Annotated in this window: 24 protein-coding genes; 12 read left to right on the top strand and 12 right to left on the bottom strand. The window is 65.9% G+C overall.

Annotated features, from left to right (window positions below; all coding sequences use genetic code 11):
• Positions 1-61: 61 nt before the first annotated feature.
• A complete protein-coding gene (locus AC1Q6P_RS06625; RefSeq protein WP_102768296.1) occupies positions 62-514 on the top strand; it encodes a Smg family protein in 453 nt (150 codons plus the stop codon).
• Positions 515-614: 100 nt separating this feature from the next.
• Here the strand turns inward: AC1Q6P_RS06625 and AC1Q6P_RS06620 are convergent, their stop codons facing one another.
• The 4 genes from AC1Q6P_RS06620 to yajC all read right to left on the bottom strand — a co-directional run bounded on the left by AC1Q6P_RS06620 (position 615) and on the right by yajC (position 6,565).
• Positions 615-3,077 carry a DUF1631 family protein gene (locus AC1Q6P_RS06620; RefSeq protein ID WP_492664903.1) on the bottom strand — a complete coding sequence of 821 codons (2,463 nt, stop codon included), beginning with the start codon at positions 3,075-3,077 and terminating at the stop codon, positions 615-617.
• 38 nt (positions 3,078-3,115) lie between these two features.
• Positions 3,116-4,150: a protein translocase subunit SecF gene (secF, locus tag AC1Q6P_RS06615; RefSeq protein WP_102768298.1), complete on the bottom strand. Its 1,035-nt coding sequence runs from the start codon at positions 4,148-4,150 to the stop codon at positions 3,116-3,118.
• Between the two features lie 20 nt (positions 4,151-4,170).
• On the bottom strand, positions 4,171-6,078 hold the full coding sequence (secD, locus tag AC1Q6P_RS06610; protein ID WP_102768299.1) for a protein translocase subunit SecD: 1,908 nt from the start codon (positions 6,076-6,078) through the stop codon (positions 4,171-4,173).
• A 160-nt stretch (positions 6,079-6,238) separates the two neighbouring features.
• Positions 6,239-6,565 (bottom strand): preprotein translocase subunit YajC, encoded by a 327-nt coding sequence (gene yajC / locus AC1Q6P_RS06605; protein ID WP_102768300.1) that lies wholly within the window; start codon positions 6,563-6,565, stop codon positions 6,239-6,241.
• Between the two features lie 264 nt (positions 6,566-6,829).
• On the opposite strand from yajC, the gene AC1Q6P_RS06600 reads away from it, so the two are divergent.
• The 6 genes from AC1Q6P_RS06600 to AC1Q6P_RS06575 all read left to right on the top strand — a co-directional run bounded on the left by AC1Q6P_RS06600 (position 6,830) and on the right by AC1Q6P_RS06575 (position 12,195).
• Positions 6,830-7,777: a dihydrodipicolinate synthase family protein gene (locus AC1Q6P_RS06600; protein ID WP_271008129.1), complete on the top strand. Its 948-nt coding sequence runs from the start codon at positions 6,830-6,832 to the stop codon at positions 7,775-7,777.
• Between the two features lie 95 nt (positions 7,778-7,872).
• Complete coding sequence (locus AC1Q6P_RS06595) at positions 7,873-8,520, top strand: GntR family transcriptional regulator (protein WP_271010022.1); 648 nt, start codon at positions 7,873-7,875, stop codon at positions 8,518-8,520.
• Between the two features lie 25 nt (positions 8,521-8,545).
• The gene (locus AC1Q6P_RS06590) at positions 8,546-9,508 is read left to right on the top strand and encodes a 4-hydroxyproline epimerase (RefSeq protein WP_492664904.1); all 963 of its coding nucleotides are present in this window, start codon (positions 8,546-8,548) and stop codon (positions 9,506-9,508) included.
• Positions 9,508-10,674, top strand: coding sequence for an NAD(P)/FAD-dependent oxidoreductase (locus AC1Q6P_RS06585; RefSeq protein ID WP_492664905.1), 1,167 nt, complete (start codon positions 9,508-9,510; stop codon positions 10,672-10,674). Before AC1Q6P_RS06590 ends, AC1Q6P_RS06585 begins: the two co-directional genes overlap by 1 nt.
• Positions 10,655-10,912 carry a (2Fe-2S)-binding protein gene (locus tag AC1Q6P_RS06580; RefSeq protein WP_492664906.1) on the top strand — a complete coding sequence of 86 codons (258 nt, stop codon included), beginning with the start codon at positions 10,655-10,657 and terminating at the stop codon, positions 10,910-10,912. Before AC1Q6P_RS06585 ends, AC1Q6P_RS06580 begins: the two co-directional genes overlap by 20 nt.
• The gene (locus AC1Q6P_RS06575) at positions 10,909-12,195 is read left to right on the top strand and encodes an FAD-dependent oxidoreductase (protein ID WP_492664907.1); all 1,287 of its coding nucleotides are present in this window, start codon (positions 10,909-10,911) and stop codon (positions 12,193-12,195) included. The genes AC1Q6P_RS06580 and AC1Q6P_RS06575 overlap by 4 nt, the downstream gene beginning before the upstream one ends.
• A gap of 104 nt (positions 12,196-12,299) precedes the next feature.
• Here the strand turns inward: AC1Q6P_RS06575 and AC1Q6P_RS06570 are convergent, their stop codons facing one another.
• The 5 genes from AC1Q6P_RS06570 to AC1Q6P_RS06550 all read right to left on the bottom strand — a co-directional run bounded on the left by AC1Q6P_RS06570 (position 12,300) and on the right by AC1Q6P_RS06550 (position 17,866).
• On the bottom strand, positions 12,300-13,232 hold the full coding sequence (locus AC1Q6P_RS06570; protein ID WP_492664908.1) for a porin: 933 nt from the start codon (positions 13,230-13,232) through the stop codon (positions 12,300-12,302).
• 180 nt (positions 13,233-13,412) lie between these two features.
• Positions 13,413-14,102, bottom strand: coding sequence for a histidine phosphatase family protein (locus AC1Q6P_RS06565; protein ID WP_492664909.1), 690 nt, complete (start codon positions 14,100-14,102; stop codon positions 13,413-13,415).
• Positions 14,062-14,385, bottom strand: a complete 324-nt coding sequence (locus tag AC1Q6P_RS06560) for a DUF1840 domain-containing protein (protein WP_102768309.1) — start codon at positions 14,383-14,385, stop codon at positions 14,062-14,064. The genes AC1Q6P_RS06565 and AC1Q6P_RS06560 overlap by 41 nt, the downstream gene beginning before the upstream one ends.
• A gap of 77 nt (positions 14,386-14,462) precedes the next feature.
• Positions 14,463-16,592: a putative bifunctional diguanylate cyclase/phosphodiesterase gene (locus tag AC1Q6P_RS06555; RefSeq protein ID WP_492664910.1), complete on the bottom strand. Its 2,130-nt coding sequence runs from the start codon at positions 16,590-16,592 to the stop codon at positions 14,463-14,465.
• Complete coding sequence (locus AC1Q6P_RS06550) at positions 16,589-17,866, bottom strand: cyclic di-GMP phosphodiesterase (RefSeq protein WP_492664911.1); 1,278 nt, start codon at positions 17,864-17,866, stop codon at positions 16,589-16,591. Before AC1Q6P_RS06550 ends, AC1Q6P_RS06555 begins: the two co-directional genes overlap by 4 nt.
• Positions 17,867-18,205: 339 nt before the next feature.
• On the opposite strand from AC1Q6P_RS06550, the gene pcaF reads away from it, so the two are divergent.
• Both pcaF and AC1Q6P_RS06540 read left to right on the top strand, forming a co-directional pair.
• Positions 18,206-19,408 (top strand): 3-oxoadipyl-CoA thiolase, encoded by a 1,203-nt coding sequence (gene pcaF, locus AC1Q6P_RS06545; protein WP_492664912.1) that lies wholly within the window; start codon positions 18,206-18,208, stop codon positions 19,406-19,408.
• Between the two features lie 582 nt (positions 19,409-19,990).
• Entirely contained in the window at positions 19,991-20,869 is an 879-nt protein-coding gene (locus AC1Q6P_RS06540; protein WP_492664913.1) for an IclR family transcriptional regulator domain-containing protein, read from the top strand.
• An 88-nt stretch (positions 20,870-20,957) separates the two neighbouring features.
• Here AC1Q6P_RS06540 and AC1Q6P_RS06535 read toward each other — a convergent pair whose 3' ends face one another.
• Together AC1Q6P_RS06535 and AC1Q6P_RS06530 are read right to left on the bottom strand one after the other, a co-directional pair.
• Positions 20,958-22,487 carry a 3-hydroxyacyl-CoA dehydrogenase gene (locus AC1Q6P_RS06535; protein ID WP_492664914.1) on the bottom strand — a complete coding sequence of 510 codons (1,530 nt, stop codon included), beginning with the start codon at positions 22,485-22,487 and terminating at the stop codon, positions 20,958-20,960.
• Positions 22,487-23,302, bottom strand: coding sequence for an enoyl-CoA hydratase-related protein (locus tag AC1Q6P_RS06530; RefSeq protein WP_492664915.1), 816 nt, complete (start codon positions 23,300-23,302; stop codon positions 22,487-22,489). The genes AC1Q6P_RS06535 and AC1Q6P_RS06530 overlap by 1 nt, the downstream gene beginning before the upstream one ends.
• Positions 23,303-23,380: 78 nt before the next feature.
• Between AC1Q6P_RS06530 and AC1Q6P_RS06525 the strand changes: the two genes are divergently transcribed.
• Genes AC1Q6P_RS06525 through AC1Q6P_RS06515 form a run of 3 tightly spaced genes read left to right on the top strand, consistent with a single transcriptional unit; the run spans position 23,381 to position 25,418 of the window.
• Complete coding sequence (locus AC1Q6P_RS06525) at positions 23,381-24,181, top strand: alpha/beta fold hydrolase (protein WP_492664916.1); 801 nt, start codon at positions 23,381-23,383, stop codon at positions 24,179-24,181.
• Positions 24,178-25,077, top strand: a complete 900-nt coding sequence (locus AC1Q6P_RS06520) for a hypothetical protein (RefSeq protein WP_492703108.1) — start codon at positions 24,178-24,180, stop codon at positions 25,075-25,077. The genes AC1Q6P_RS06525 and AC1Q6P_RS06520 overlap by 4 nt, the downstream gene beginning before the upstream one ends.
• Before the next feature lie 50 nt (positions 25,078-25,127).
• On the top strand, positions 25,128-25,418 hold the full coding sequence (locus tag AC1Q6P_RS06515) for an antibiotic biosynthesis monooxygenase family protein (protein WP_171828175.1): 291 nt from the start codon (positions 25,128-25,130) through the stop codon (positions 25,416-25,418).
• A 164-nt stretch (positions 25,419-25,582) separates the two neighbouring features.
• Here AC1Q6P_RS06515 and AC1Q6P_RS06510 read toward each other — a convergent pair whose 3' ends face one another.
• Positions 25,583-25,942, bottom strand: a complete 360-nt coding sequence (locus AC1Q6P_RS06510; protein WP_102768318.1) for an HU family DNA-binding protein — start codon at positions 25,940-25,942, stop codon at positions 25,583-25,585.
• Positions 25,943-26,019: the final 77 nt, after the last annotated feature.

The raw sequence follows: 26,019 nt of genomic DNA, 5'->3' as shown, positions 1-26,019 counted from the left end.
CCGGCCTGTTTGGCCGGTTTCTCGCCCCTTTCCGTCGGAGGCCCTGGGTTATAGTCAGCCCATGTTTGACGTCCTGGTCTACCTCTACGAAACCTACTGGCGGCCGGACGCCTGCCCGGATCATGCCCAGCTGACTCGCAAATTGTCGGCCGTGGGCTTTGAGACGGACGAAATCCAGGAAGCCCTGTCCTGGCTGGATGGCCTGGCCAGCGCAGCCACCTCCTTCCAGGGCCAGCAAGGCGTCGACAGCCTGCGGGTGTATTCCACCGCCGAACTGGACCACCTGGGCGAGCCCTCGGTCGGCTTCATCACCTTCCTCGCCTCGGCCGGCGTGCTGCGCCCGCCCATGCGGGAGATGGTGATCGACCGCGCCATGGCCATCTCCGGTGGCCCCATGGACCTCGAAGACCTGAAGATCATCGTGCTGATGGTGTTCTGGAGCCTGGGCGAAGAGCCCGACGCGCTGATCCTGGACGAACTCTTCGTCGCCCCGGAAGACCGACTGATCCACTAGGCCCGCCGCGCACTGCGGCGCGCATGAACGACAAGGGCTGCCGAGGCAGCCCTTTTGTTTGCCCGCTTTTTTGCCCGCTTTTGCCGGCCTGCGCGCCTGCTCAGTTCAGCAGACGCGAGGGATCGACGTCCAGCTTGGCCAAGGCATTGCGGGTCGCGCGCACGGTCAGGGCTTCGTCCTGCGCGGGGCGCAGCAGGCCGGCCTGCAGGAACGCCGCCAGGCGGTTGAGCGGGAACAGCACGCCACGGCCGGTCGGCGTGACGAACAGCGTCATGTGGCGGCGGTTGCCACGCCAGGCCAGCTGCACCGCTTCATTGCGGCCGCGGTAATCCAGCATGAACCAGCCACCGACCTGCAGCTCGCGGGCCCAGGCCAGCATGGCCGGGGTCGGCGCCGAGCCACCTTCGGCCACCACCTCCATGCCTTCGGCCTCGTGGCCGGACAGGTCGCGCACCAGCAGCTCACTGATGTCGGACTCCTCGCCGTCCTCGGGCAGCATGGTTTCCAGCGTTTCCAGCTGATCCATCAGCTCGTCCAGACGCTCACGCGGGATGGCGGCGGTCTTGGCGGTGAAGGCCGCGGCCAAGGCATTGTTCAGGCCGCGGATGTGCTCGTCCTGCTTGTCCACAGACAAACCGGCCTGGCCCATGCCGTCACGCAGGGTTTTGAGCAGGGGCGGCAGGCGGCGGATCACCTCGGCACGCTCTTCGCGCGAGACCTTGGCGCTGGCCGACCAGATCAGATCGGCCGCCGCGCGCTTCATCTGCTTGGTGTTGTCGGACTGGGCGCCGGTGCGCACCGCGGTCACGGCCAGCACATCGGCCCAGATGTGGAACAGGAACTCGCGCACGCCATCCTGAACCGGCACCTCGTTGAGCATCTTGCGCAGCTCGATGGTGTACTGGATGGCCAGGGTTTCGCGCTGCTCGACCTGCTGGGCCAGGGACACGCCGTGGCGGGTGGTCTGGTTCTCGTTCTTGAAATAGTTGTCGAGGAACTTTTCGAACTCGGTCAACACGGTCTGGAAGACACGGCGGCCGGTGTCAGGGTAGGCCTCGACCACCTGCACCACGCGCTTGATCTCGCGCTCCAGCGGGTCGCCCGCGGCGCCGCTGGTGCCGGTATTGCCACTGAAACCCATGACGCAGGCGCCCATGCGGTCGATCAGCTGGCGCGCCGGGTGGTCGGTGGTGGCAAAGAAATCGGGCTCGCTGACGGCGACGCGCAGCACCGGCATCTGCAGGCGGGCGAACCACACCCGCACAGAGGCCGGGATGTGCTCTTCCATCAGGATGCTCTGGAACATCATGGCCACCAGCTCGATGGTGGCGCGCTCGGCCGGCGTGTCGGCGGCCTGCTTGAGCACCGACTTGAAGGCCTGGTTGCGGGTCTTGATCTCTTCCAGCAGCTGCGGCGCCGGCACGGGCTGACCGTCGGAATGAACGGATTCGCGCTGCAAAGACTCTTGCGCGTGCTTGATGGCCGCACTCAGGCGCGGCGCCGCAGGCCGCGAAGGCGGGAAGGGCTGGGCCTCGACCTGGGTTGGCGCCATGGCCGGATCCGAGACGCTGCTGGCGCCGGATGGGCTGCTGCCGGCGCCCGCGGGCTGAATCGCGGCCGCCGAGCCTATGCGGGTGGCGCCCATGCGGGTGGCAGCCGACTCGGCCATGGCCGTGGCCCCGAAAGCCGGCACCTGGCGGCCGACGATTTTCTGCAGCAGTTGCAAGACCTCTTCGGCCTGGCTGCTGGCCGGGCTTCGCACCGGTGCCTGGCCGGCCTCGGGCAGGCCCGAGGAGCCGCGGATCTGCGGTGTGCGCGTGGCCGCACCGAACTGGGTGCCGCCGTAGGGCACACCGGCGCCGGGCACATAGGCCGTGGCGGCGGGCACCGGGCTGTTGTCGGCGCTGCGGCGAATGAAGGGGCGCAGGTCCACCTCGGGCAAGACCTGCTGCGAGACCAGCCAGCGGTTGGTCTCGTGGTAGCACTCGACCAGCAGCTGCGAAAACTCTTCATGCAAGGTGCTGCGCAGCATCTGCCAGTCGGAGGTGGCCAGGCCGCTGCGCATCCAGGCGTCCATCACCAGCTTGGCAACGACGTTGGCACGCAGCAAATCCTGCGCAGGCAGGTCGTCTTGCTTCTCCAGCACCTGCATGCGGGTGCGCAGATCGGTGAACTCCCAGGTCGCCTTGTCCATCATGGCCAGCGCTAGGCGCGAGCTGGTGATCTCGCGCTCGATGGTGTCGTCATCGACCAGGGACATGGCCGCTGGCGCCGGTGCCGCAGAGGTCGCGGTTGCGGCGCTGGGTGCTTCGATGATGCCGTAGACGGCGGCGTGACGCAGGCCGCTGATGACGCCCGACACCCAGGCCGGGCCGTGGCGGTTCCAGGACTGCACGCCGTCGCGGCGCGCCACCATCACTGCGTACTCGGCGGTCTGCAGCAGCAGCTGGGCGGCAGCCTCGTTGAGCACCTTGCCGAGCGCCGAGATGCCGCGCACCAGGGACTCGATATAGATGCGCCGCGCCTGAGAGGCCAAGGCCTGATTGCGGGCGGCTGCGCTCATGAGAATTCGTGGATCATGCTGAGTGGTTTTCGGCCACTCTACACCACGGCTCCGGCGTTTGGATCGTCCGGATCTTCCTTGTTGATGGGCGTCTTCACCAGATCTTCGCGCTTGACACCGAGCCACATCGCGATCGCCGCAGCCACGAAGACCGAGGAGTAGATGCCGAACAAGATGCCGATGGTCAGCGCCACGGCGAAGTAATGCAGGGTCGGGCCGCCGAAGATCAGCATGGACAGCACCATCAGCTGGGTCGAGCCGTGGGTGATGATGGTGCGGCTCATGGTGCTGGTGATGGCGTGGTCGATGACCTCGTGCGTGTTCAGCTTGCGGTACTTGCGGAAGGCTTCCCGCACCCGGTCAAAAATCACCACCGACTCGTTCACCGAGTAGCCCAGCACGGCCAGGATGGCGGCCAGCACGGCCAGCGAGAACTCCCACTGGAAGTAGGCGAAGAAGCCCAGGATGATGACCACGTCGTGCAGGTTGGCAATGATGCCGGCCACGGCGAACTTCCACTCGAAGCGGAAGGCCAGGTAGATCATGATGCCGATCACCGTCATACCCAAGGCCAGGCCCGCGTCATGCGCCAGTTCCTCACCGACGGCAGGGCCGACGACTTCGCTGCGCGAGAGCTTGACCGGTTCGGCGCCGTCCGGCGTCAGGCAAACCTGCTTGCTGATGGCCTCGCCCTTGTCGCTGACGGTTTGGCGCTGGCTGATGCTGCCCGATTCAGCCTTGCACAGCTCGGCGAACACGCGGCCGACCTGCTCGGTCTGCTTGATGTCGCCACGCAGCGGCAGGCGCAGCATGACGTCATGCGAGCTGCCAAAGGGCTGCACGGTGACTTCACCGAAATTCATCTGCTCGACCACATGACGGGTCTTGTCGATCTCGGCCGTCTTGGCGTATTCGATCTCCATCACGGTACCACCCGTGAATTCGATCGAGAAGTTCAGACTGCGCGTGACCAGGAAGAACACGGCCGCGGCAAAGGTCAAGAAGGAGATGACGTTGAAGATCAACGCATGCTTCATCAGCGGGAGATCCCGCTTGATACGGAAGAGTTCCATGATTCGAGGCTTTCTTGGTCTCAGGCCTTGGCCACGGGTTGCGAGTCGGCATCGCCGGCCGAGGCCGCGCCGGGGCTGGGCTCAGGCTTCCAGATCTGCCCGATGGACAGGGACTTGAGCTTCTTCTGACGGCCGTACCAGAGGTTGACCAGGGCACGCGAGAACACCACCGACGAGAACATCGAAGTCAGGATGCCCAGGCAGTGCACGATGGCAAAGCCCTTCACCGGGCCCGAACCGAAGGCCAGCAAGGCCACGCCGGCGATCAGGGTGGTGACGTTGGAGTCCAGAATCGTGGCGAAGGCGCGTTCGTAGCCGACGCTGATGGCCGCTTGTGGTGCCATGCCGGCACGCAGCTCTTCACGGATACGCTCATTGATCAGCACGTTGGAGTCGATCGCCATGCCCAGCACCAGGGCGATAGCGGCAATGCCCGGCAAGGACAGCGTGGCCTGCATCATGGACAGCACGGCCAAGAGCAGCAGCAGGTTGAAACCTAGAGCCAGAGACGAAAACAGGCCGAAGAGCATGTAGTAAATGCACATGAACACGGCCACGGCGACAAAGCCCCAGGTCACGCTGGCAATGCCCTTGGCGATGTTCTCGGCACCGAGGCTTGGGCCGATGGTCTTCTCTTCGATGATCTCCATCGGTGCGGCCAGCGAACCGGCGCGCAGCAGCAGGGCCGTGTCGTTGGCTTCCTGGGTGTTCATCGAACCGGTGATCTGGAAGCGGTTGCCCAGCTCGCCCTGAATCACCGGTGCAGTCACGACCTCGCCCTTGCCCTTTTCGAACAGGATGATGGCCATGCGCTTGCCGATGTTCTCGCGCGAGATGTCCTTCATGATGCGGGCGCCCTTGGCGTCCACGGTCAGGCTCACGGCGGGGCGCTGCTTGTCGTCGAAGGTGGTCTGGGCGTCGTTCAGGCTTTCACCGGTCAGCACCACCTGGCGCTTGACGATGATGGGGCCGAAGCCGCGATCGATGAAGCGCTCGGTGCCGAAGGGCACGGGGCCGGAACCGGCCAGGGCGGCTTGCGCCTCGGCGCTGTCATCCACCATGCGCAGTTCCAGCGTGGCGGTGCGGCCGATGATGTCCTTGGCCTTGGCGGTGTCCTGCACACCAGGCAGCTGAACGACCACGCGGTCCAGACCCTGCTTCTGAATCACCGGCTCGGACACACCGAGCTCATTGACCCGGTTGTGCAACGTGGTGATGTTCTGCTGCAGCGCAGCTTCCTGCACGGCCACCTGGGACTTGGGCTTGAGGGTGCCGACCAGGCGCAGATCCAGGCCTTCCGTCACCGGCTGCCACTGCACATCGGGCAGTTGATCGTTCAGCACGGTCAGCGCTTGCTGGCGCACGGCTTCCTCGCGGAAATTGACGTTGACCGCATTGCCATCGCGGCTGATGCCGGCGTGGCGGATGTTCTTCTCGCGCAGCATGCTGCGCACATCGCCGGTCAGGCTTTCGGCCTTCTTGGTCAGGGCCGACTTCATGTCGACCTGCATCAGGAAGTGCACGCCGCCACGCAGGTCCAGCCCCAGGTACATGGGGTTGGCGTGCAGGGCGGTCAGCCAGCGCGGCGAACGCGACAACAGATTGAGCGCGACGATGTAGCTCGGGTCGCTGGGGTCGGTGTTCAGCGCCTTGCTGATCGCGTCCTTGGCTTTGACCTGGGTGTCGAGGTCGGCAAAGCGGGCCTTGACGGAATTGCCTTCGAACTGAACATAGTCCGGCTTGATCTGCGCATCGCTGAGCGCCTTTTCGACCCGGGCGGCCACGGCCGAGTCCACCTTGACGGTGACCTTGCCGCTGGACACCTGCACGGCAGGCGCTTCACCGAAGAAATTCGGCAGCGTGTAGATGAAGCCGATCAGCAGCGCGACAACAAGGATCGCGTACTTCCACAGCGGATAACGGTTCATGAAGGCTTCCTCTCAGGCCCATGCACCGGGGCTGCCGCCTCGAAACATCAAGGCAGTGCCGGCGGTGCCGGGTGAGCCCGCCGCACGCGGCGGCAGGCTGGCTAGTCCAGCGGCGCCGCCTCCCTCTGCGGAGCGGGCCGACCGGTGTTCTTGGATTGGCTTACTTGATGGTGCCCTTGGGCAGCACTTGCACCACGGCGCCGCGCTGCACTTGCAGTTCCACACCATTGGCGACTTCCAGGCTCAGATAGCTCTCGCCCACCTTGCTGATCTTGCCCAGCAGACCGCCGGAGGTGATGACTTCGTCACCCTTGGCGATGGCGTCGATCATGGCCTTGTGCTCCTTCTGGCGCTTCATCTGCGGACGAATCATCACGAAATAGAGCACCACAAACATCAGCACCAGGGGCAGCATGCTCAGCAGGCTGGATTCCGGTGCAGCAGCTGCCGCAGGAGCAGCTTGGGCGAAAGCATTGGAGATGAACACGAGGAAATTCCCTTTGGAGATGTGGTGAAGCCGAGTGGTCGGGCGCGATTCAATCGACACCCAGTTCTGGGCCAGGGCGGCATCAAATGAACGGCGGATTGTATGTGCGCTACGACCTCACCCGTTGCCCAGACCAACCCGCAGCCGGCACGTTTGGGGCAGCGCAGAACGAAGTCGACGCGGGAGTCACTGTATTTGGGGTTGCGCCCGCTTGACGGCAAGCCCTTCAATAAATATATTTACAGAATACCAACGGAGTTCTTCATGACCGACCTCAGCCCAACAATCCCCTGCGCCCGTGCCGACCTGCCCCGCTGGACCGGCGTTTTCCCCGCTGTCACCACCAAGTTCAAGGCCAACGAAGACCTGGACATTGCCGAGATGGAGCGCCATTTCGATTTCCAGATCCAGAACGGCGTGCACGGCCTGGTCACCGGCGGCTCGCTCGGCGAAGCCAGCACGCTGACGCTGGAAGAGAAGCTCGAGGTTGCCGCCACCGCCCTGCGCGTTTCGGCCGGCCGCGTGCCGGTGCTGGCCAATGTTTCGGAAACCAGCACCCGCAATGCCATCCGCTATGTCGAAGCCGCCGCCAAGCTGGGCGTGCAGGGCCTCATGCTGATGCCGGCCGTGCTCTACCCGGCCGACACGCGCGAGGCCATGGCCAATGTGCGCACCATCGCGCAGGCCGCCCAGCTGCCCATCATGATCTACAACAACCCGGTGTCCTACCGCGTGGACCTCAAGCCCGAGGACATGGTGGAACTGGCCGATTGCGAGTGGCTGGTGGCCATCAAGGAATCGACCGACAACATCCGCCGCGTCACCGACCTGCGCAATGCCCTGGGCACCCGCTACCAGCTCTTCATCGGCGTGGACGACCTGAGCTTCGAAGCCCTGGCCCTGGGCTGCGAAGGCCTGCTGGCTGGTTTGTGTGATGCCTTCCCGGCGGAAACCGTGGCGCTCTACAAGCTCATGCAGGCCAAGCGCTACGACGAAGCGCTGAAGATCTACCAGTGGTTCATGCCTTTGCTGCACCTCGATGTCAGCGCCAAGCTGGTGCAGAACATCAAGCTGGCCGAGGCCATGGCGGGCGTCGGCAACGAGCATGTGCGTCGCCCGCGCCTGCCCCTGGTCGGCGCCGAACGCGAACGCGTGGCCACCATCATCCAGCGCGGCCTGGACACCCGGCCCGATCTGAGCCGCCTGTTCTGATCGGAACCGTTCCTGCCTGCCGGCAGGCCTGCGATGATGCGCCTATGAAAAGCAGCCATCCTCAGGATTCCGTCTCGAACCAGGCCTCCATCACCATGGAGACCGAGCCCGACAAGCGACGCTTTGCCGACCAGGCCTACGACGCGCTGGAATCCATGATCGCCACCCTGGAGTTGCGTCCGGGCGCACCCATCGTCGAGGCCGAGCTGATCGAGCGCACCGGCCTGGGCCGCACACCCACCCGCGAGGCCTTGATGCGCCTGGTGGCCAGCGGCCTGATCGTGCAGCAGCCGCGCCGCGGCCTGCTGGTCAGCGACATCCGCCTGGCCGAGCATCTGGACCTGATCGAGGCGCGGCGCGTGCTGGAGCGCTTGATCGCAAGCTCCGCCGCACGCCGCGCCACGCCGCAGCAGCGCCAGGATCTGCTGCACTGCGCGCGCCAGATGATCAAGGCCAGCCAGGCCGGCGATCTGGCGGCCTACATGGCGGCCGACCAGGCCCTGGACCATGTGGCGCATGCAGCCTGCCGCAACCCGTTTGCCGTAGCGGCTGTCGTGCCCATGATCATCCAGTGCCGGCGCTTCTGGTACGCCTACCAGCACCAAGGCGATATGAGCGAAGGCTCGCGCTGCCACCTGGTGCTGGCCGAGGCCATCGCGGCCGGCGAGTCCGAGCGCGCCAGTGCCGCGGCCGATGGCTTGATGGACTATCTGCGCAGCTTTGCCAGCGCCGTCATCGCCTGACATCTTTTTCAGTCATCTTCACGCCATGCGCATCATCGATTCCCACACCGGCGGCGAGCCGACCCGCATCCTGATTGACGGCGGCCCGGACCTGGGCCGCGGCAGCATGGCGGAGCGACTGACGCGCCTGCGCGAACAGCACGACGCCTGGCGCAGCGCCATCGTCAACGAGCCGCGCGGCTCGGACGTGCTGGTCGGCGCCCTGCTGTGCGAGCCGCAAGACCCGACTTGCAGTGCGGGCGTGATCTTCTTCAACAACGTCGGCTACCTCGGCATGTGCGGCCACGGCACCATCGGCCTGGTCGCCACGCTGGCGTATCTCGGGCGCATCCAGCCGGGCGAGCACCGCATCGAGACGCCGGTGGGCACGGTCAGCGCCACCCTGCACACCGACGGCAGCGTCACCGTCGCCAATGTGCTGGCCTACCGCTGGGCTCGCCAGATTCCCGTGGAAGTGCCCGGCCATGGCCGCGTCCACGGCGATGTGGCCTGGGGCGGCAACTGGTTCTTCCTTTGCGATGACCATGGCCTGGACCTGCGCCTGAGCGAGGTCGAAGCCCTGACCGATCTGTCCTGGCGCATCCGCCAGGCCTTGCAGGCCCAGGGCATCACTGGCGAAGGCGGCCAGGAGATCGACCACATCGAACTGATCGGGCCGGCCCGAAACCCAGCCCACCAGGGCCGCAACTTCGTGCTCTGCCCCGGCAAAGCCTACGACCGGTCCCCCTGCGGCACCGGCACCAGCGCCAAGATCGCCTGCCTGGCGGCCGACGGCAAGCTGGCGCCCGGGCAAGCCTGGGTGCAGGAAAGTGTGATCGGCAGCCATTTCACGGCAAGCTACCAGGCCGCAGAGGGTGGCCGCGTGCTGCCGCGCATCCACGGACAGGCGTTTGTCACCCTCGATGCAAACCTGGTCTTCCAGCCCGGCGACCCCTTCGCCTGGGGCATCCGGGACGAAAGCCGAACCTCCGGCACCCGCGGCGGCTGATGGCCGCCAACCCCCTGCCCATGCGCCGCCATGCCGATGTGATCGTCATCGGCGGCGGCATCATCGGCGCCGCCTGCGCCCGCGAGTACGCACGCCAGGGCCTGAGCGTGGCCGTGGTCGAGCCGGGCCCGATCGGCGGCGGCACCACGGCGGCATCGATGGGCCATCTGCTCACCGTCGATGCCCTGGACCCGGCCGATCAAACCGAATCGGATTTCAGCCGCCGCAGCCTGCAGCTCTGGCAAGACTGGCTGCAAGCCCAGGAGGCGCACCGCGAGCTGGCCGAGTACAGCCGCTGCGGCACGCTCTGGCTGGCCGCAGACGCCGAGGAGCTGGCCCTGGCCGAGCGCAAGTGCGCCTGGTTTGGCAGCCAGGGCCTGGCGGCGGAGATGCTCAAACCTGAGGCCTTGTTCGAAGCGGAACCCCTGCTGCGCCGCGACCTCTGGGGCGCCCTGCGTGTGCCCGGCGATGGCCGCGTCTACCCACCGCGCGTGGCGGCCCGCTGGCTGCAGGAGGCTCAGGCCAAAGTCTTCCGCGCCCGGGCTGTCGGTTTTGACGGCGCCTCGGTGCGGCTGGACGATGGGCGCGAACTCTGGGGCGCCATGACCGTGATCTGCACCGGCCTGGCCGCGCAGCAGCATCTGCCCGCCGGCTGGCTGCTGCCCAAAAAAGGCCATCTGGCCATCACCCAGCGCCACCCGGGCCGGGTGCAGCACCAACTGGTCGAGCTGGGCTACTTGAAACGAGCCCATCTGGTGGACCAGGACACGGTGTCTTTCAATCTGCAACCGAGGCCGGGCGGACAACTGCTGATCGGCTCCTCGCGCCAGATCGGCCGCGAGGATCGCGAGCTGGACCCCGCGCTGCTGAAGCAGATGCTGCGCCAGGCGCTGCACTACATGCCAGGCCTGGGCGAGCTCAGCCTGCTGCGCTGCTGGACCGGCGTGCGCCCCGCCAGCCGCGACGGCCAGCCCCTGATCGGCGCTCACCCCTTCTTACGCCGCTGCTGGTTGGCCACGGGGCACGAAGGCCTGGGCATCACCACGGCCCTGGCCACGGCGGAGCTGCTGGTGCAGCTGAGCCTGGGCCAGCCCTGCAGCCTGGCCCCCAGTCCTTTCCGACCCGAACGTTTCAGCGAAAGCCAGCATGTCGTCGCCCCAGCCTGAGCTCCAGGTTTTCATCAACGGCCGGGCCCTGCAGGTGCCGGCCCATTGCAATGTGGCCGCGGCCCTGCAGCGCGCGGGCTTGAGCCACAGCCGCCGCTCCGAGACCGGGCAGCCACGCGCCGCGTTCTGCGGCATGGGCCAATGCCAGGAATGCCGGGTGCGCATCGATGGCCACGATCATCGGCTGGCCTGCATGACCTTGGTGGTCAACGGCATGCAGATCGAGACGCAGACGTGAGCAGCACAGTGCAGCGTGAGGCTCAGCACTTGCAGGCCGATGTCATCATCATCGGCGCCGGGCCGGCAGGCATCGCCGCCCTGCTGCCCTTGCTGGAGGCCGGCCGGCGCGTGATCTGGGTGGAGCAATCGGCGCAGGCCGGCGGCCAGATCTGGAGAGCGGGCCTGCCTGCCCACTGGCGCACTCAGGTCGACGCGGCCTTGAAACACGCCTTGCTGCAACGCTGCTTCGGCCATGCGGTGATCGATGCGCACATTGAAGCGACCGATCAGGCTGTGAGTCTGCGGCTGTGGCAGCCGGCGCACCCGAACCGAGTGCCGGTCCAGGTGCGGGCACCCCAGTTGCTGCTGGCCACCGGCGGCCGCGAGCGTTTTCTGCCCTTTCCGGGCTGGACCTTGCCTGGCATCACCGGGGCTGGCGGGTTGCAAGCCCTGGTCAAGCAAGGCTGGCCCATCGAAGGCCAGCACGTGGTGCTGGCCGGAAGCGGCCCCCTGCTGCTGGCCGCGGCAGACACGGTGCGACAGGCCGGCGGGCAGATCCTGCTGATTGCAGAGCAAGCCTCGCGCGCCAGCCTGCTTCGCTTTGCGGCTGGCTTGCCCGCGGCCAAAGCGGCGCAGGCGGCCGGCTTGGCCTGGCGGCTGCGCGGCATTCCCTACCGCAGCGGCACCTGGGTGCAAAGCGCGAGCGGCGATGGCCGGCTGCAAAGCATTCAGCTGAGCACGGGGCGCGCGACTTGGGCCCTGGACTGCGATGCGCTGGGCCTGGGCTTCGGGCTCTTGCCCAACACCGAGCTGGCCCAAATGCTGGGCTGCCAGCTCACGGATGACGGCGCAATTGCCGTAGACGCCGGCATGGCCACCAACCTACCCGGCGTCTATGCCGCCGGGGAATGCTCAGGCATTGGCGGCGTGGACAAGTCAGTGGCGGAAGGCTCGCTGGCCGCCCAGTCCATGCTCGGACGCGCCGGTGCCAGCCGTCCAAGACAGAGCGCCCTGAAGTTCGCCGACCATTTGCAGCGCCACTTCTCCTTGCGCCCAGAAGTGCTGAAGCTGGCTGCCACCAGCACCACCGTCTGCCGCTGCGAGGACATCAGCCTTGGACAACTCAAGGCTCACAGCGACTGGCGCGAGGCCAAACTGCAGACCCGCTGCGGCATGGGCGCATGCCAGGGCCGCATCTGCGGGCCGATTTGCGAAAGCCTGCTGGGCTGGCCCGCACAACAGAACCGCGGCCTGCGCACGCCGCTGCAAGCTGCACCCTTGCATCTGCTCGCTGAGGACTGACTCTTGTTGCGCTCGCTCAAGGCGCAAGCACACAGTTGCTGCAGACGAGAAGCCCATAAAAAAAGCGACCCGAGGGTCGCTTTTTTGACTTCGATCGAGAACGATCAGAAGTTGTGGCGGATACCAGCAGCCAGCGAGCTGAAGTCACCAGCGCTCTTGGCGGCGGTGGAGTCGATGGCGGTGTAGAAACCGTACAGCTTGGTACGCTTGCTCAGGTTGTAGTTGTAGCCCAGGGTGTACTGCTTGGCACCATTAGAACCGATCGAACCACCTGCCTTGGAGCCACCAACATTCAGATGGAACTCCGAAGCGCCCATCACGTACATCGCCGACACGCGAGCGATGGTGCGGGAATCATTGGCGCCAGTACCCATATCTTCACGTTGAACATAGGCGCCCAGAACGATGGAGCCCAATTCATACAGACCGCGCACGGCGAACTGCTTGGCGCTACCAACCTTGCTGAAGCCAGCGCCCAGGTGCAGAGGGCCTTGATCGTAGTTACCGGAGATATCCAGGCTGCGAGGCTCAGCACCCTCGCCCGCGCCCACGGCAAACTCACCCGAGAAGCCACCGACGGTGGGGGTGAAATAGCCAACCTTGTTCTTTTGCTTGAAGGTTGCGAACGAATACAGTTCATCCGAGGAAGAACCGGTGTCGTGATTGTGGTTGCTGATGTAGTCAGCGGTGGCGAAGTAGGAGCCCGGGGTCCAGCGGCCCAGACGCACAGCACCGAAAGCGCCGCTCAGTTGCACGGAAGCTTCACGGCCCCAGAAGTCACCGGTGGCAGCACCGTTGTCCGAGTTCAAGCCGTGTTCCAGGGCGAAGCTGGCCTTCAGACCGCCGCCCAGGTCTTCTTGACCCTTGAAGCCCAGACGCGAGGCGTTGTTGGCCACGACGACCTTGCGATCACCGGCGCCAACCTTCTGGCTTTCGACGGTGGTGTTGATACGGCCCCACAGGGTGACCGAGCTTTGAGCGAAAGCGGCGGGAGCGGCCAGAGCTGCGATAGCAGCCACGAGAGCGATCTTTTTCATCGTATGCCTTTTGTGAGTTGAGTGTGTGCTGGGCTTAGCCGCCCGGTCTTCTGCGCAATGTGGGGGAAGTATAGAAGTGGCTCGGAGCGCTGAAACAGCACCGACGCGAATTTGCAACACTTCTCTGGTACACCTCATTTCGTGCGAATCGGCACTTGCCAGAACGGTCGATTGGCTCGATCACGCCAGTTCGTCGAGGCCCAGGCCACCCAGATGTGCGTCATCGTTCCAGCCCACGAGCGTGAAACCGGCGTCGGAAAATAGCAGGCGGTTGATGGCCGCGTTGCCCAGTGTCCAGGTTCTGGGCGCCTGCAAGGGCAGGCGCGTGGCCGCGCGGTACAGGCAGTCGAGCACGCCGCCATGGGTCACGATCAACACGGTCTGCCCAGCGTGTCGCTGCAGCACACGCTCCACAGCAGACACGCTGCGTACATAAAACTCTTGCAAGGTTTCACCGCCCTCGGCACCGAAATCCGGATCGCGGCGCCGCCAGCGCTCGCTGTGATCGGGCCAGCGCTCGGCAATCTCCTGCCAGGTCTGGCCCTGAAACACACCGAAGCTGCGCTCACGCAGGCCTGGATCCAACTGCACGGGCTGCCCAAGCGCCGCGGCTGCAGCGGCCGCGGTCTCGCGCGCCCGGCCCAGATCACTGCTGTAGACCACGTCCACGGATTCCCCGGCCAAGACCTCGCCCAGACGCTGGGCCTGAGCACGCCCGGTCTCGTTCAGGGGCACATCGAGCTGGCCTTGGATGCGCTTGTCTCGGTTCCAGGCCGTTTCGCCATGGCGAATGGCGAACACGCGTGTGCTGCTGTCCAGCGGCATGGCCTCAAACACCCCAGACCAGGTCGTTGTCAGCGCGCTGGGCATGGCGGATCAGCTCGATCAGCGGCCAGGCGCGCTGACGCAGGCTGATGCCCTCGCGTCGCGGCAGCGGCTCACCGGCAGCCTCGGCTTCGGCTTGCAGCTGAGCAAACGCTGCCTCGTCCTCGGCCACCGCCTGCTCCAGGCTCGAAATCGCGGCCGGCAACTCGGCGCCGCGCAAAATGCCCTGCGGGGAAGGCTCGCGCCCCAGCAGGCGCAGGATCTGCTCGCCCTGCGGCTGCAACATGATCACATCGGCACCGGCCTTGGATTTGAAGCGATAGATCATGGTGACGGTCCTCCCCGGGATGGCTGCTCAGATGAATGCCAGCCATTGTCGGCGCAGTCATGGCTGCGCAGGCGGCGTCAGATCAACAAACCACCCATCAACCGCATGCCGCCGCCCGGACTGCTGGGGTTGCCGCGGCGCCAGACCCGCTCCTCGAACTCCTGCGGCCCCAAGGCCGGGGCGTAGAGGTAGCCCTGGAACTCGTCACAGCCGGCGCGCAGCAGGAAGTCGCGCTGGGCTTCGGTCTCCACGCCTTCGGCAATCACATGCAGGCGCAGCGCCTGCCCCATCTGGATGATGGCATTGACGATGCCGGCATCGCTGGCATCCGAAGGCAAGGCCTTCACGAAACTGCGATCGATCTTGAGACGCTGGATGGGGAAGCGCTTGAGGTAGCCGAGGCTGGAGTAACCGGTGCCGAAGTCGTCGATGGACATGCACACGCCCAGCGCCGCCAGGCTTTGCAGCCGCCGCAAGGCCTCTTCGGCATCGCGCAGCAGGATGGATTCGGTCAGCTCCAGCTCCAACAAGCCCGGCGGCAGGCCCGAGGCCCGCAAAGCATGGGCCACCGTGTCGGCAAACTGGCTTTGCTGAAACTGCAGCGCCGAGACATTCACCGCCACCGGCATGCGCCAGCCCTGGCGCAGCCAGCGCGCCGCCTGCTCGACGGCCTGATGCAAGACCCACTCGCCGATGGCGACGATGAAGCCGCTCTCTTCCGCAACCGGAATGAACTCGGCCGGCGAGATCTCGCCGCGCAGCGGGTCGCGCCAGCGAATCAGCGCCTCAGCGCCGATCACCTGGCCGCTGGCCAGATTGATCTGCGGCTGGTAGTGCAGGCGGAACTGCCCCTCCTGCAGCGCCTGGCGCATGGCGTGGTCCAGGCGCATGCGCGAGAGCAGGTCCACATCCTTGCGCGGCTGGTGGAAGTGAAAGGCCGAACGGCCGCTTTCCTTGACCCAGTGCATGGCCTGCTCAGCGCTGCCCATCAGCTCATCGGCCGTGGCGCCATCGCCCGGGAACAAGGCGATACCGGTGCTGCAGGTGACCGTGAAACTCAGGGTGTCGAAGCAGAACGGCCGCGCCATCGCCTCCTGGACCCGGCGTGCGGCGTTTTCGGCGCCGCGGGCGTCGGCCTGGTGGATCAGCAGGGCGAACTCATCCGCGCCCAGCCGGGCCACCATGTCCACCTCGCGCAGACAGGCCTTCAGACGCTCGGCCACTTCGCGCAGCACCCGGTCGCCATAGGAATGACCCAAGGTGTCGTTGATCTGCTTGAAGCGATCCAGGTCGACATTGAGCAGGGCAAAGGGTGCGCTTTCGCGCTTGGCCATGGCCTGGGCATAGTCGATGCGCTCGGCCAGAGCCCGACGGTTGGGCAGGCCGGTCAGCATGTCGGAATGGGCCAGCTCCTCGATGCGTTGGCTGGCCGCCAGCTTTTCACTCAGATCGCGGAACGAGTAGACCCGGCCAATCGGCCGACCGCGGCTGAACTGCGGCAGGGATACCCGCTCCAGCACCCGGCCGTCCAACAAGCTGATCACATCGCTGCTCTGCAGCAGGGCGGCGTCCTGGATGGCCGAGAGCCGCGCCACATAAGCCGCACCGTCCACGACGCTGCGGCGCATCCAGGTCTGCACCGCCTCGTCATTGCGCTCTCGCAGCAGGTCTTGCGGAATGCCCCAGAGCGAGGCAAATCGGCGGTTGAAGGAGCGCATGCGCCCGGCCAGATCGACCACCAGAATGCCATCGGCCGTGGATTCCAGCGTGGCCTGAAGCTCGGCCACCAAGGCCTCGCGTTCCTCCTCGGCCTGGCGCTGCGGGGTTTGGTCGCGCACACTGACCAGCCAGCAGCCGCCACCCGGCATGGCCGCATCGGCGACAAAGCTGATACGCCGTGTCACCCACAGCATGCGGCCATCGGCGTGGCGCATCACGGTGTCGGACAGCAGATGCGCCTGACGATCCTGCGCGGCCTCCATCCAGAACATGACGTCCTCGGGAGAGCTGGCCAGTGCCTCCACTCCTTGACCTAGCCATTGCTGGGCGCTCAGGCCCAGCAAAGCGGCCGCACCTGCATTCACCGCAAGAATGCGGCGGCTGCTCCCATCGACCAGCCACGCGGCCTCCAGCATGCCCTCAAGCAGGGCGATCTGGGCGGGCGTGGCAGTCGTTGGTGAGGGCAGCGGCAGGCTGACCAGGGTCACGCCGCCAACTCCGCGGCACCCGGACCCAGCGTCGGCTCGAAAAAGTAAGCCAGACGGGTGCGAGGGCTGAGGTAATCCAGCGAAGCGCGTGGCAAGTGCTGCGGCTTCAGGCTGCGGCGGATGCCCAGGTCGGCATGCTGCTCCAGATTCAGGATCAGCGCCTCTTCGCGCGGCACCTTGGGGTCATGGACCATGACCTTGGGCTTGAGCGGCCGCGAGGAATTGACCGCCACCACCAGGGCGAAGCGGTCGTCGGTCAGCTGCACCGTCGAACCCGGCGGGTAAACGCCCATCATGCGGATGAAGGCGTTGAGCATGGTCGCGTCAAAACGATTGCGACCCTGCGCGAACATCAGGGACAGGCCCTCGTGCGGCGTCATGGCCTTGGAGGCCAGCAGGGGATTGCACAAGCCATCGAAACGATTGACCAGGGACACGATGCGCGAGCCGGCGCTCATGCGATCGACATTGATGCGCTGCGGGAAACCGCTGCCATCGGCGTTCTCATGATGCTGCGCAATGATGAGCAAGGGACCGGCGGCCAGACCCATGCCCTGGGCCAGGGCCACGCCCTTGGCCACATGGGACTGATAGCCATTCAGTTCGGCCGCCGTGAAGCTGTCATCGCGGTGGCGCAGGCGGGCCAGCACCTCGGTCTTGCCGATGTCATGCAGCAGGGCGCCGACGCCCAGGTCCATCATTTCCTCGCGGCCGAGGCCGAAAGCTCGGCCCAGCAGCAAGGAGATGATGGAGACATTCAGGGCATGGGCCGTGCCGCGGTCACCGGCACCTTCGTTGAGCAGGCGGATGTTGAGATCACCCTCAACCAACATCTTGTCGAGCAAGGCGGCGGTCAAAGCCGTGGCTTGATCACGCGCATAACGCGGATCGGTGGGCACCAGATCCATCACGCCACGAAAGGCACCAGCGGCCTCCGCGTACTGGCGCTCGCAGAGGTTGAGTGCCGCGCGCTGGGCCTCCAAGGCTTTGCGATGCGCTTCGCGCGCCAGCTCTTCAGCCGACAACGCATTGGACACTTCAGGCGCGGGCTCGGGAGGAAGGGGCGAGGCTTCAGTCTGCAGATCGCTCTTGCCCGGACTCCAACGCACCTGCTGCAGCCCGAGGCGACGCAGGATCAGCAACTGGTCTTCGGAACTCAGCTTGAAGCTGCTGAGCGGAAAGGGATGCGACATCCAGCCCAAATCCAGATGGATGAACATCCCCACCTTCAACTGGCCGACATCGATCAAAGGATCTGCAGTGGTGTCCTTCATTTTCTTTCTACGCCATTTTGACGGCGCCCTCTGGCTCAGCTTCGGCCGCGGCGCCACCAAACTTGAGCCCTGTCGCCAGTATTGCCCATCACTGACGCACGCCCATGAAACGGCGTGCAAATTGTCACGCCTGCGAGCAAGAAAGCTGGACCTGACCCCTTCGAAATGTTCACTTGAAGAACCAATGTTCTAATTAAGAACCAAACAACGTCTGGGCCGAATGCGCGCCCGCTCACACCCTGCCCTTGGCATATCGGCCAGCTGAGCAGAAATGCACAGCTCGAACGAGACCCTTGGGTAGTTTTCACCGCCTCTCAATGCTGCTGGAGACCCAAGGCCATGAACCACGCCTACATCTGCGACGCCATCCGCACCCCCTTCGGCCGCTACGGCGGCGCGCTGTCTTCCGTCCGCGCCGACGACTTGGGCGCCATCCCCCTGCGCGCCCTGATGGCACGCAACCCCGGCGTGGATTGGGAAGCGGTCAGCGATGTGCTGTACGGCTGCGCCAACCAGGCGGGTGAAGACAACCGCAACATCGCTCGCATGTCGGCCCTGCTGGCCGGCCTGCCGATCGGCGTGCCGGGGGTGACCCTGAACCGGCTGTGCGGCTCGGGCCTCGATGCCGTCGGCACGGCCGCACGCGCCATCCGCGCCGGCGAAGCCGATCTGATGCTGGCCGGCGGCGTGGAAAGCATGAGCCGCGCACCCTTTGTGATGCCCAAGGCCGAGAGCGCCTTTTCGCGCAACAACGCCGTCTACGACACCACCATCGGCTGGCGTTTTATCAACCCACTGATGAAGGCGCAGTACGGCGTCGACTCCATGCCCGAAACGGCCGAGAACGTGGCCAGCGAGTTCGGCATCTCACGCGCCGACCAGGATCGCATGGCCCTGGCCAGCCAGCAGAAAGCCGTGGCCGCCCAGGCCGCTGGCTTTTTTGCGGCCGAGATCACCCCGGTCCACATCGCCCAGAAAAAGGGTGATGCCTTGACCGTTGATCAGGATGAACACCCGCGCGCCACCAGTCTCGAAGCGCTGGCCAAGCTGAAGCCCATCGTGCGCCCGGACGGCACGGTGACGGCCGGCAATGCCTCGGGCGTCAACGATGGCGCCTGCGCCTTGCTCCTGGCCAGCGAAGCGGCCGCCGCCCGCCATGGCCTGACCCCGCGCGCCCGCGTGCTGGGCATGGCCACCGCGGGCGTGGCGCCGCGCATCATGGGCATGGGGCCGGCGCCGGCCACGCAAAAGCTGCTGGCTCAGACCGGCGTCAGCCTGGCCCAACTCGACGTGATCGAGCTCAACGAAGCCTTCGCCGCCCAAGGCCTGGCGGTGCTGCGCCAGCTGGGCGTGGCCGACGACGATGCGCGCGTCAACCCGAACGGCGGCGCCATCGCCCTGGGCCACCCGCTGGGCGCCAGCGGTGCACGCCTGCTGAGCACGGCAGTGAATCAGCTGCATCGCAGCGGTGGACGTTACGCCCTGTGCACCATGTGCATCGGCGTGGGCCAAGGCATCGCCGTGCTGATCGAGCGGGTCTGAGCTCGCTTAAACGCAAGAAACAATCTTTCGATCCAGGGAAAATTGCCAATAAGCGACTTGGAACGCAATAACATTTCTTTACACGCGCTGCTCCTGCAGCGCTTTTTTCTATCCGACAAACGGCTTCACATGTCTTTTGGCATGGCCCGATGTGCATGGGATACTGAATTCAATTCACCAAGCGGACATCACGCGTGAAACCTGCCCGGAGGGGACAGGACCGGGGCCCAACACCCGATGCGATGCTCGCTCAGGCCAAAAATTTCAGCTTTCGTCTTTCTTTTCTTTCACCCCAGCCGGCCCTGCCAGGCCGAATCATCTCAGCCAGACTCACAGACTTGATTTGAAACGTGAATGCGAAGCATTCGCTGTTCTAATGTTCCGTGTCGGGTGCTCGCACCGGATACCGGGAAGCGCCTGAAACGCCGCCAGAAAGGCGAGCGGGCGCCTGCGTGTGAACCCGGCTCGGCCGCTTCGGCGGCCCGAGAGATGAATCAACCCGGCAATCGACCGGGGTGGAATTTGATGGTCTTGAATCCTGAAACGCGCTCTGAGCCTTGAGGGCGCCCAACACACATCGCCATGTCTGCTGCACGCGCATTTGAAGACCTGACCGCACTGGCGGTCCCCGCTCTGACCGAGCCTTCGCTCGACAAGGGCGCCCTGCCCGCTGTCGCCAAGTCCGACAGCAAGCCCGCCAACGAAGGCCCGCTCAAGCGGGATCTGGTGGCCGGCTTGGAAAAAGGCCTGGCCGTGATCGAAGCCTTCGATCAAGAGCGCCCCCGCCTGACCATCAGCGAAGTGGCAGGCCGGACCGGCTTGACCCGCGCTGCAGCGCGCCGCTACCTGCTGACCCTGACCCACCTGGGCTTTGTCACCCAGGACCGCAAGATGTTTGCGCTCTCACCCAAGGTGCTGCGCCTGGGCCAGAGCTATATGCACTCGGCCCGCCTGCCGCGCATCGTCGAGCCCGAGCTGCACAAGCTGGCCTATGCACTCAAGGAAGCCAGCTCGGCCGGCGTGCTGGATGGCGGCGACGTCATCTGCATCGCCGCCACCAGCGCTGGCCGCGTGGTCTCCCCCACCCTGCAGCCCGGCGCCCGCGTGCCGGCCTACTGCGCCGCCAACGGCCGCGTGATGCTGGCCGCCCTGCCGCAGGCGGAGGTGGACGAATGGATCGCCCGCCAGCAGCTGACCCCGCTGACCCCACACACCATCACCCACCCGGAACGCCTGCGCATCGAGATCGCCCGCGCTCGCGCCCTGGGTTATGCCTGCATCGACCAGGAGCTGGAGCTGGGCCTGCGCACCGTGGCCGTGCCGCTGCGCAACTACCGCGGCGATGTGGTCGCGGCCATGAACATCAGCGTCCATGCCTCGCGCATGAGCATGGACCAGATGGTCGAGCACTGCCTGCCGCCGCTGCTGCAAGCCCAAGCCCATCTGCGCATGCTGCTCTGAACCCCGCCTCAGGCCCATGAACGGAAAAGCCACCCCGCCGAACCGGCGCGGTGGCTTTGTTTCTTTTTGCCGCTGAAGCGACCGCAGCTCAGGCCCAGCGGCGCTGCTGCAGCAGCGGGCTGACGCGGTAGCGCTCGCTGCGGTAGGCGGCGAACAAGGCATCGAGCAGTTCGACCACGCGCTCCGCGCCCAGCAGCGCCAGCCACTCGAAAGGCCCGGCCGGGTAGTTGACGCCGAGCTTCATCGCCAGATCGGCGCCTTGCTCGTCGCAAACCCCCTGCCAGACGGCATCGCTGCCCTCGTTGACCAGCATGGCCACGGTACGAGCCACGGCCAGGCCCGGCACATCGCGCAGCTCCAGCAGTTCCCAGCCCAGCGCATGCCAGAGCAGGCGCACAGCCTCACGCGCACTCGAAGAACAACGCGGGCCAAAGGCCACGGCCAGACCATCGACACGATCAGGGGCGACAGGCCAGTCCATCACCGCGAGCTCCGCATAACGACGCTCGTGGGCGATCTGGGCGGCCGTGCGGCCATCGCTGAAGTGCAGATGCACCTCGCCCAGCACCAGGCCCACCCAGTCGGCCGATTCGCCGCGGCTGAAGCTCAGGCCCCGGTGCGCAAACCAAGCGGCCAAAGCCTCCACCAGCGGGCCGCGCCCGACCAGGCTGAGGGCCGGCAGCGCGGCACTGACAGGCTCGATCGGCGCCGGCGGCGTCGGTGGGCCGACGTAAAAGCCCTTGCCGACCTTGCGGCCCAGACGCCCGCCATCCACCAAGGCCTTTTGCACCAAGGAGGGCTGGTAACGCTTGTCGCCGAAGTTGGCCTCGAACACCGACTGGGTGACCAGGTAGTTGGTGTCGTGGCCGATCAGGTCCATCAGCTCGCACGGCCCCATGCGGAAGCCGGCGCTGCGCAGGGCTCGGTCGATCTGATCGGGCGTACCCGCCTGCTCCTGCAGCAGGGCCAGGGTTTCGGCGTAGTAGGGCCGGGCAATGCGGTTGACGATGAAGCCAGGCGTGCTTTTGGCGTGCACCGGCGTCTTGCCCCAGCTGCGTGCCAGCTGCGCGATCACCTCGGCCACGCCGGCGTCCGTCTCGGCGCCCCAGACCACCTCGACCAGCTTCATCAGCGGCACCGGGTTGAAGAAGTGCATGCCGACCAGGCGCTGCGGATGCTTCATGCCATTGGCCAGGGCGGTGACGCTGATGGACGAGGTGTTGGTGGCAATGATGGCGCCTTCACCCAGCAGCCCGTCCAGTTCCTGCAGCAGGGCCTGCTTGGGCTCCAGCTTCTCGATGATGACCTCGATCACCAGGGTGGCATCCGCCAGCTCCGCCGTCTGACGCGCCGGCTGGATGCGAGCCATGATGGCGGCGCGTTCCTCGGCCTCCATGCGCCCCTTGTTGACCAGGCCGTCCAGGCCCTTGCCGATCTGGGCCAAGGCCGCAGCGGCTGCGCCTTCACGCACATCAAGCAAGCGCACCGGATGGCCGGCCTGCGCCGCCACCTGGGCGATGCCGGCGCCCATCACACCGGCGCCGACTACGCCGATCAGGGCGTCAGCTGCTGGCCGCTGGGCCACATGCCAGCTCGAGGTATGGATCGCGCTCGTCATCACAGGCCCTCCTTGCTGGCACTGGCTTCAGCGGCAGGCACCCAGGCCGCCGGGCGCTTGGCCAGAAAGGCGGCAAAGCCTTCGCGTGCCTCATCGCCGAGGCGCACACGGGCGATGGTTTGGGCCGTCAGCTCACGCACCTCGGGCGTGACCGGCCCCACCTCCAGCTGGGCGAACAAGCGCTTGATCTCGCCCTGCGCGCCGGGACCGTTCTGCAGCAGCTCATGGATCCAGCGCTCCAGCGCAGCGTCGAGCTGTTCGGCCTCGACCACCTCATGCACCAAGCCCAGGCTCAAGGCCTCGGCGGCACCGATGCGGCTGGCCGTCAGGGCCAAGCGCTTGGCCTGGCGCGGGCCGACCGCGTTGATCACATAGGGGCCGATGACAGCGGGCAGGATGCCGAAGCGGGCCTCGCTGACCGCAAACTTGGCCTCGCTGCTGGCCACGGCGATGTCACAGGCGGCGGCCAGCCCGACCCCGCCGCCCAGGGCCAGGCCCTGGATGCGCGCGAGCACCGGTTTGGGGCAATGGGCGATGCGCTGCAGCATGTCGGCGAATTTGCGGGCGTCGGCCAGGTTCCAGTCCTGGCTGGCCTCGGACGCGCGCTTCATCCACTGGATGTCAGCCCCCGCACTGAAAGCCTTGCCGGCACCGGCCAGCACGATCAGGCGCACATGCGGGTCGGCCACCAGGCGGTCCATGGACTGGGCCAGCTCGGCGATCATGGTTTCGTTAAAGGCGTTGAACACCTCGGGGCGGGTCATGGTCAAACGGGCCACGCCGCGCGGGTCCAGCTCGATATGCAAAGTCTCCACGGATGAATGCTCCTTGTTGTGCAGCAAGTATCGCAGCGCGGGGCCGCGGGGCTGGAGGCTTGGCGGCACAATCCAGCCATGTCAGCCCCCTTTCTCCAGCCGCTGCAATTGCAGGGCGAAGCGCTGCAGATCGAAGCCCAGTGGCTGGGCATCGAGCGCGAGGGGCGGCCCTTGACCGTCTTCCTGCACGAGGGGCTGGGTTCGCTGTCGCACTGGCGCGATTTCCCGCAGCAACTGTGTGAGGTCCTGGACTGCCGCGGCCTGGTCTACTCGCGTCCCGGCTATGGCCAGAGCAGCCCACGCCGCGAACTCTGGCCTCAAGACTATCTGCAGCGTCAGGCGCGTGACCAGCTACCCGCCTGCTTCGACGCACTGGGTGTGCCCCGCGATGAGCGCCTCTTTCTCTTTGGACACAGCGACGGGGCCAGTCTGGCCCTGTTGTTCGCCGCGGCCTTTCCCGAGCGAGTACGTGGCGTGGTGGCAATGGCCCCGCATCTGTTCATCGAGCCCTGCACGATCGCCGGATTGCGCCAGGCTCGCCAAGCCTACGAGCAGGAGCCGGCCCTGCGCACCGCCCTGGCCCGCCACCATGCCGACACCGATTCGGCGTTCTATGGCTGGAACTCCGCATGGCTGCACCCCGGCTCCGAGCGCTGGAACATCGAGGATGAGCTGCACGGGCACCTGGCCTGCCCGGTGCTGGCCTTGCAGGGTGAAAACGACGAATACGGCAGCCTGGCCCAGATCGAAACGATCGCGCGCCTGCACGCCGACACCAAGCTCTGTGTCTTGCCCGGCTGTGGCCATGCGCCCCAGCGCGAGCAAGCCGAGGCGGTGATTGAGCACACAAACGCGCTGTTCCAGCGCTGCCTTGCATGAGCACCCTCGCGCGACGTGCACTGCTCAGCCTTTTGGGCAGCGCTGTGCTCACCCCTCCCAGCCTGGCACAGGGAGACGGCCCCCTGGTGGTGCGCCACGCCCTGAGCCAGGGCCAAAACGCCAAGGTCTTGAGTTACGAGCAAGTCGTGCTGCAACTGTTGCTCGACAAGACGGTACCCAGTCATGGCCCCTACCTGCTGGAAGCCAGCGAGGTGGTGTCGCAGAACCGCGCCTTTCTGCAGATCCAGAGCGGCGAAATCGATCTGATCAGCGCCATGACCTCGGCAGCGCGTGAACGACAAAGCCTGCCGGTGCGCGTCTGCCTGTACCGCGGCCTGATGGGCGTGCGCCTGCCGATCGCCTTGCACAGCCGGGTGGCCGAGTTGGAGGCCATCAGCAGCACCGCGCAAGCGCAGGCCCTGCGCACCGGACAGGTGGCCGACTGGCCGGACACGCAGATCCTGGCTGCAGCGGGCTGGCGGCTGGAGCGGCTGCCACGGCTTGCCACCTTCGCGGAGATGCTGCGCCGCCGGCGCGTGGACCTCTTCGCCTTGGGCGCGACCGAGGTCTATCCCATCGTCGACGCTCAGCCTGATTTGCGCGTGTTGGAGCGCTGGTTGATTGCCTACCCCGCAGCCTTCTACTTCTTCGTCAGCCCCCAAAAGCCAGTCCTGGCCGAGCGGCTTCGCAAGGGCTGGGACTTGGTGCTCTCGGACGGTAGCTTTTTGGCCCTGTTTGAGCGCACGGTGGGCACCCAGCTCACACGGGCTCGCCTGGCCGAACGGCTCTGGCTGCGTGTGCCAAATCCAGGTCTTCCGAACGAAACGCCCTTGCTGGACAACCGACTCTGGCACCCCTTGGTACGCAGCCGGCTTCATCAGGCCGAAGGCCGCTGATGCGCCGCCCTCACTCACCCGTTCTGAACCCCGAAAAAAAGGTCACTCACATGATTCTCGAAGTCGCCGACATCCGCATCCAACCCGGCCAGCACGCTGCCTTTGAAGCCGCCATCCAGCACGGGATCGCCAGCGTGATCAGCCAGGCCCAGGGCTTCATCAAGGCCCAAGTTCAACGCGGTATTGAATCACCAGAACGCTATCTGCTGCAGATCCAATGGGCGACGCTGGAGGATCACACCGTCCATTTCCGCGGCGGCCCGCTGTTTCCTGCTTGGCGCGCCATCGTCGGCCCCTTCTTCGCCGAGCCACCCAAGGTCGAGCATTTCACTGCCATCTGATTTGCGTCTGCCGCCAGGATGACGCCGGCTGCAGCGGGGAATATTCACCGCAAGGCCCGGCGAGCGCCCACATCAAAAAAGCCGCTGACCCCAAACGGGGGCAGCGGCTTTTTTTGGACATCACCACGCGTGCCCGATGGCACGCATGGCTCAGACGGCAAGAATTACTTCTTGGCCTTCTTGGCGGCGGGCTTGGCAGCAGCCTTGGCCGGAGCGGCAGCGGTCTTGGCAGCCTTGCGAGCGGCAGCCTTGGGATCCACAGCGGCCTTGAAGCCAGCGCCGGGGGTGAACTTGGGCAGCTTGGCAGCAGCGATCTTGATCTTGTCGCCGGTGCTGGGGTTCACGCCGGTGCGGGCTGCGCGGGCGTGCTGCTTGAAGGAACCGAAGCCGGGGATGGACACAGCGCCACCCTTCTTGACGGTGGAAACCACGGCGTCCAGCAGGGTTTCCAGGATGCGGCCGGCTTCGGCCTTGGTCAGTTCGTGCTTGCTGGCCAGGTGTTCGATCAGTTCGGTTTTGTTCATTCCAGAATCTCGTCTCAGGTGATAGCCCGACCATCTCGGGCGCCGCTATTTTCTACGAATCCGCGACAAGCCCCATC

The organism is Roseateles sp. GW835-FHT13E02 (assembly GCF_058794035.1).
This window is presented reverse-complemented; position numbering and strand designations above follow the sequence as displayed.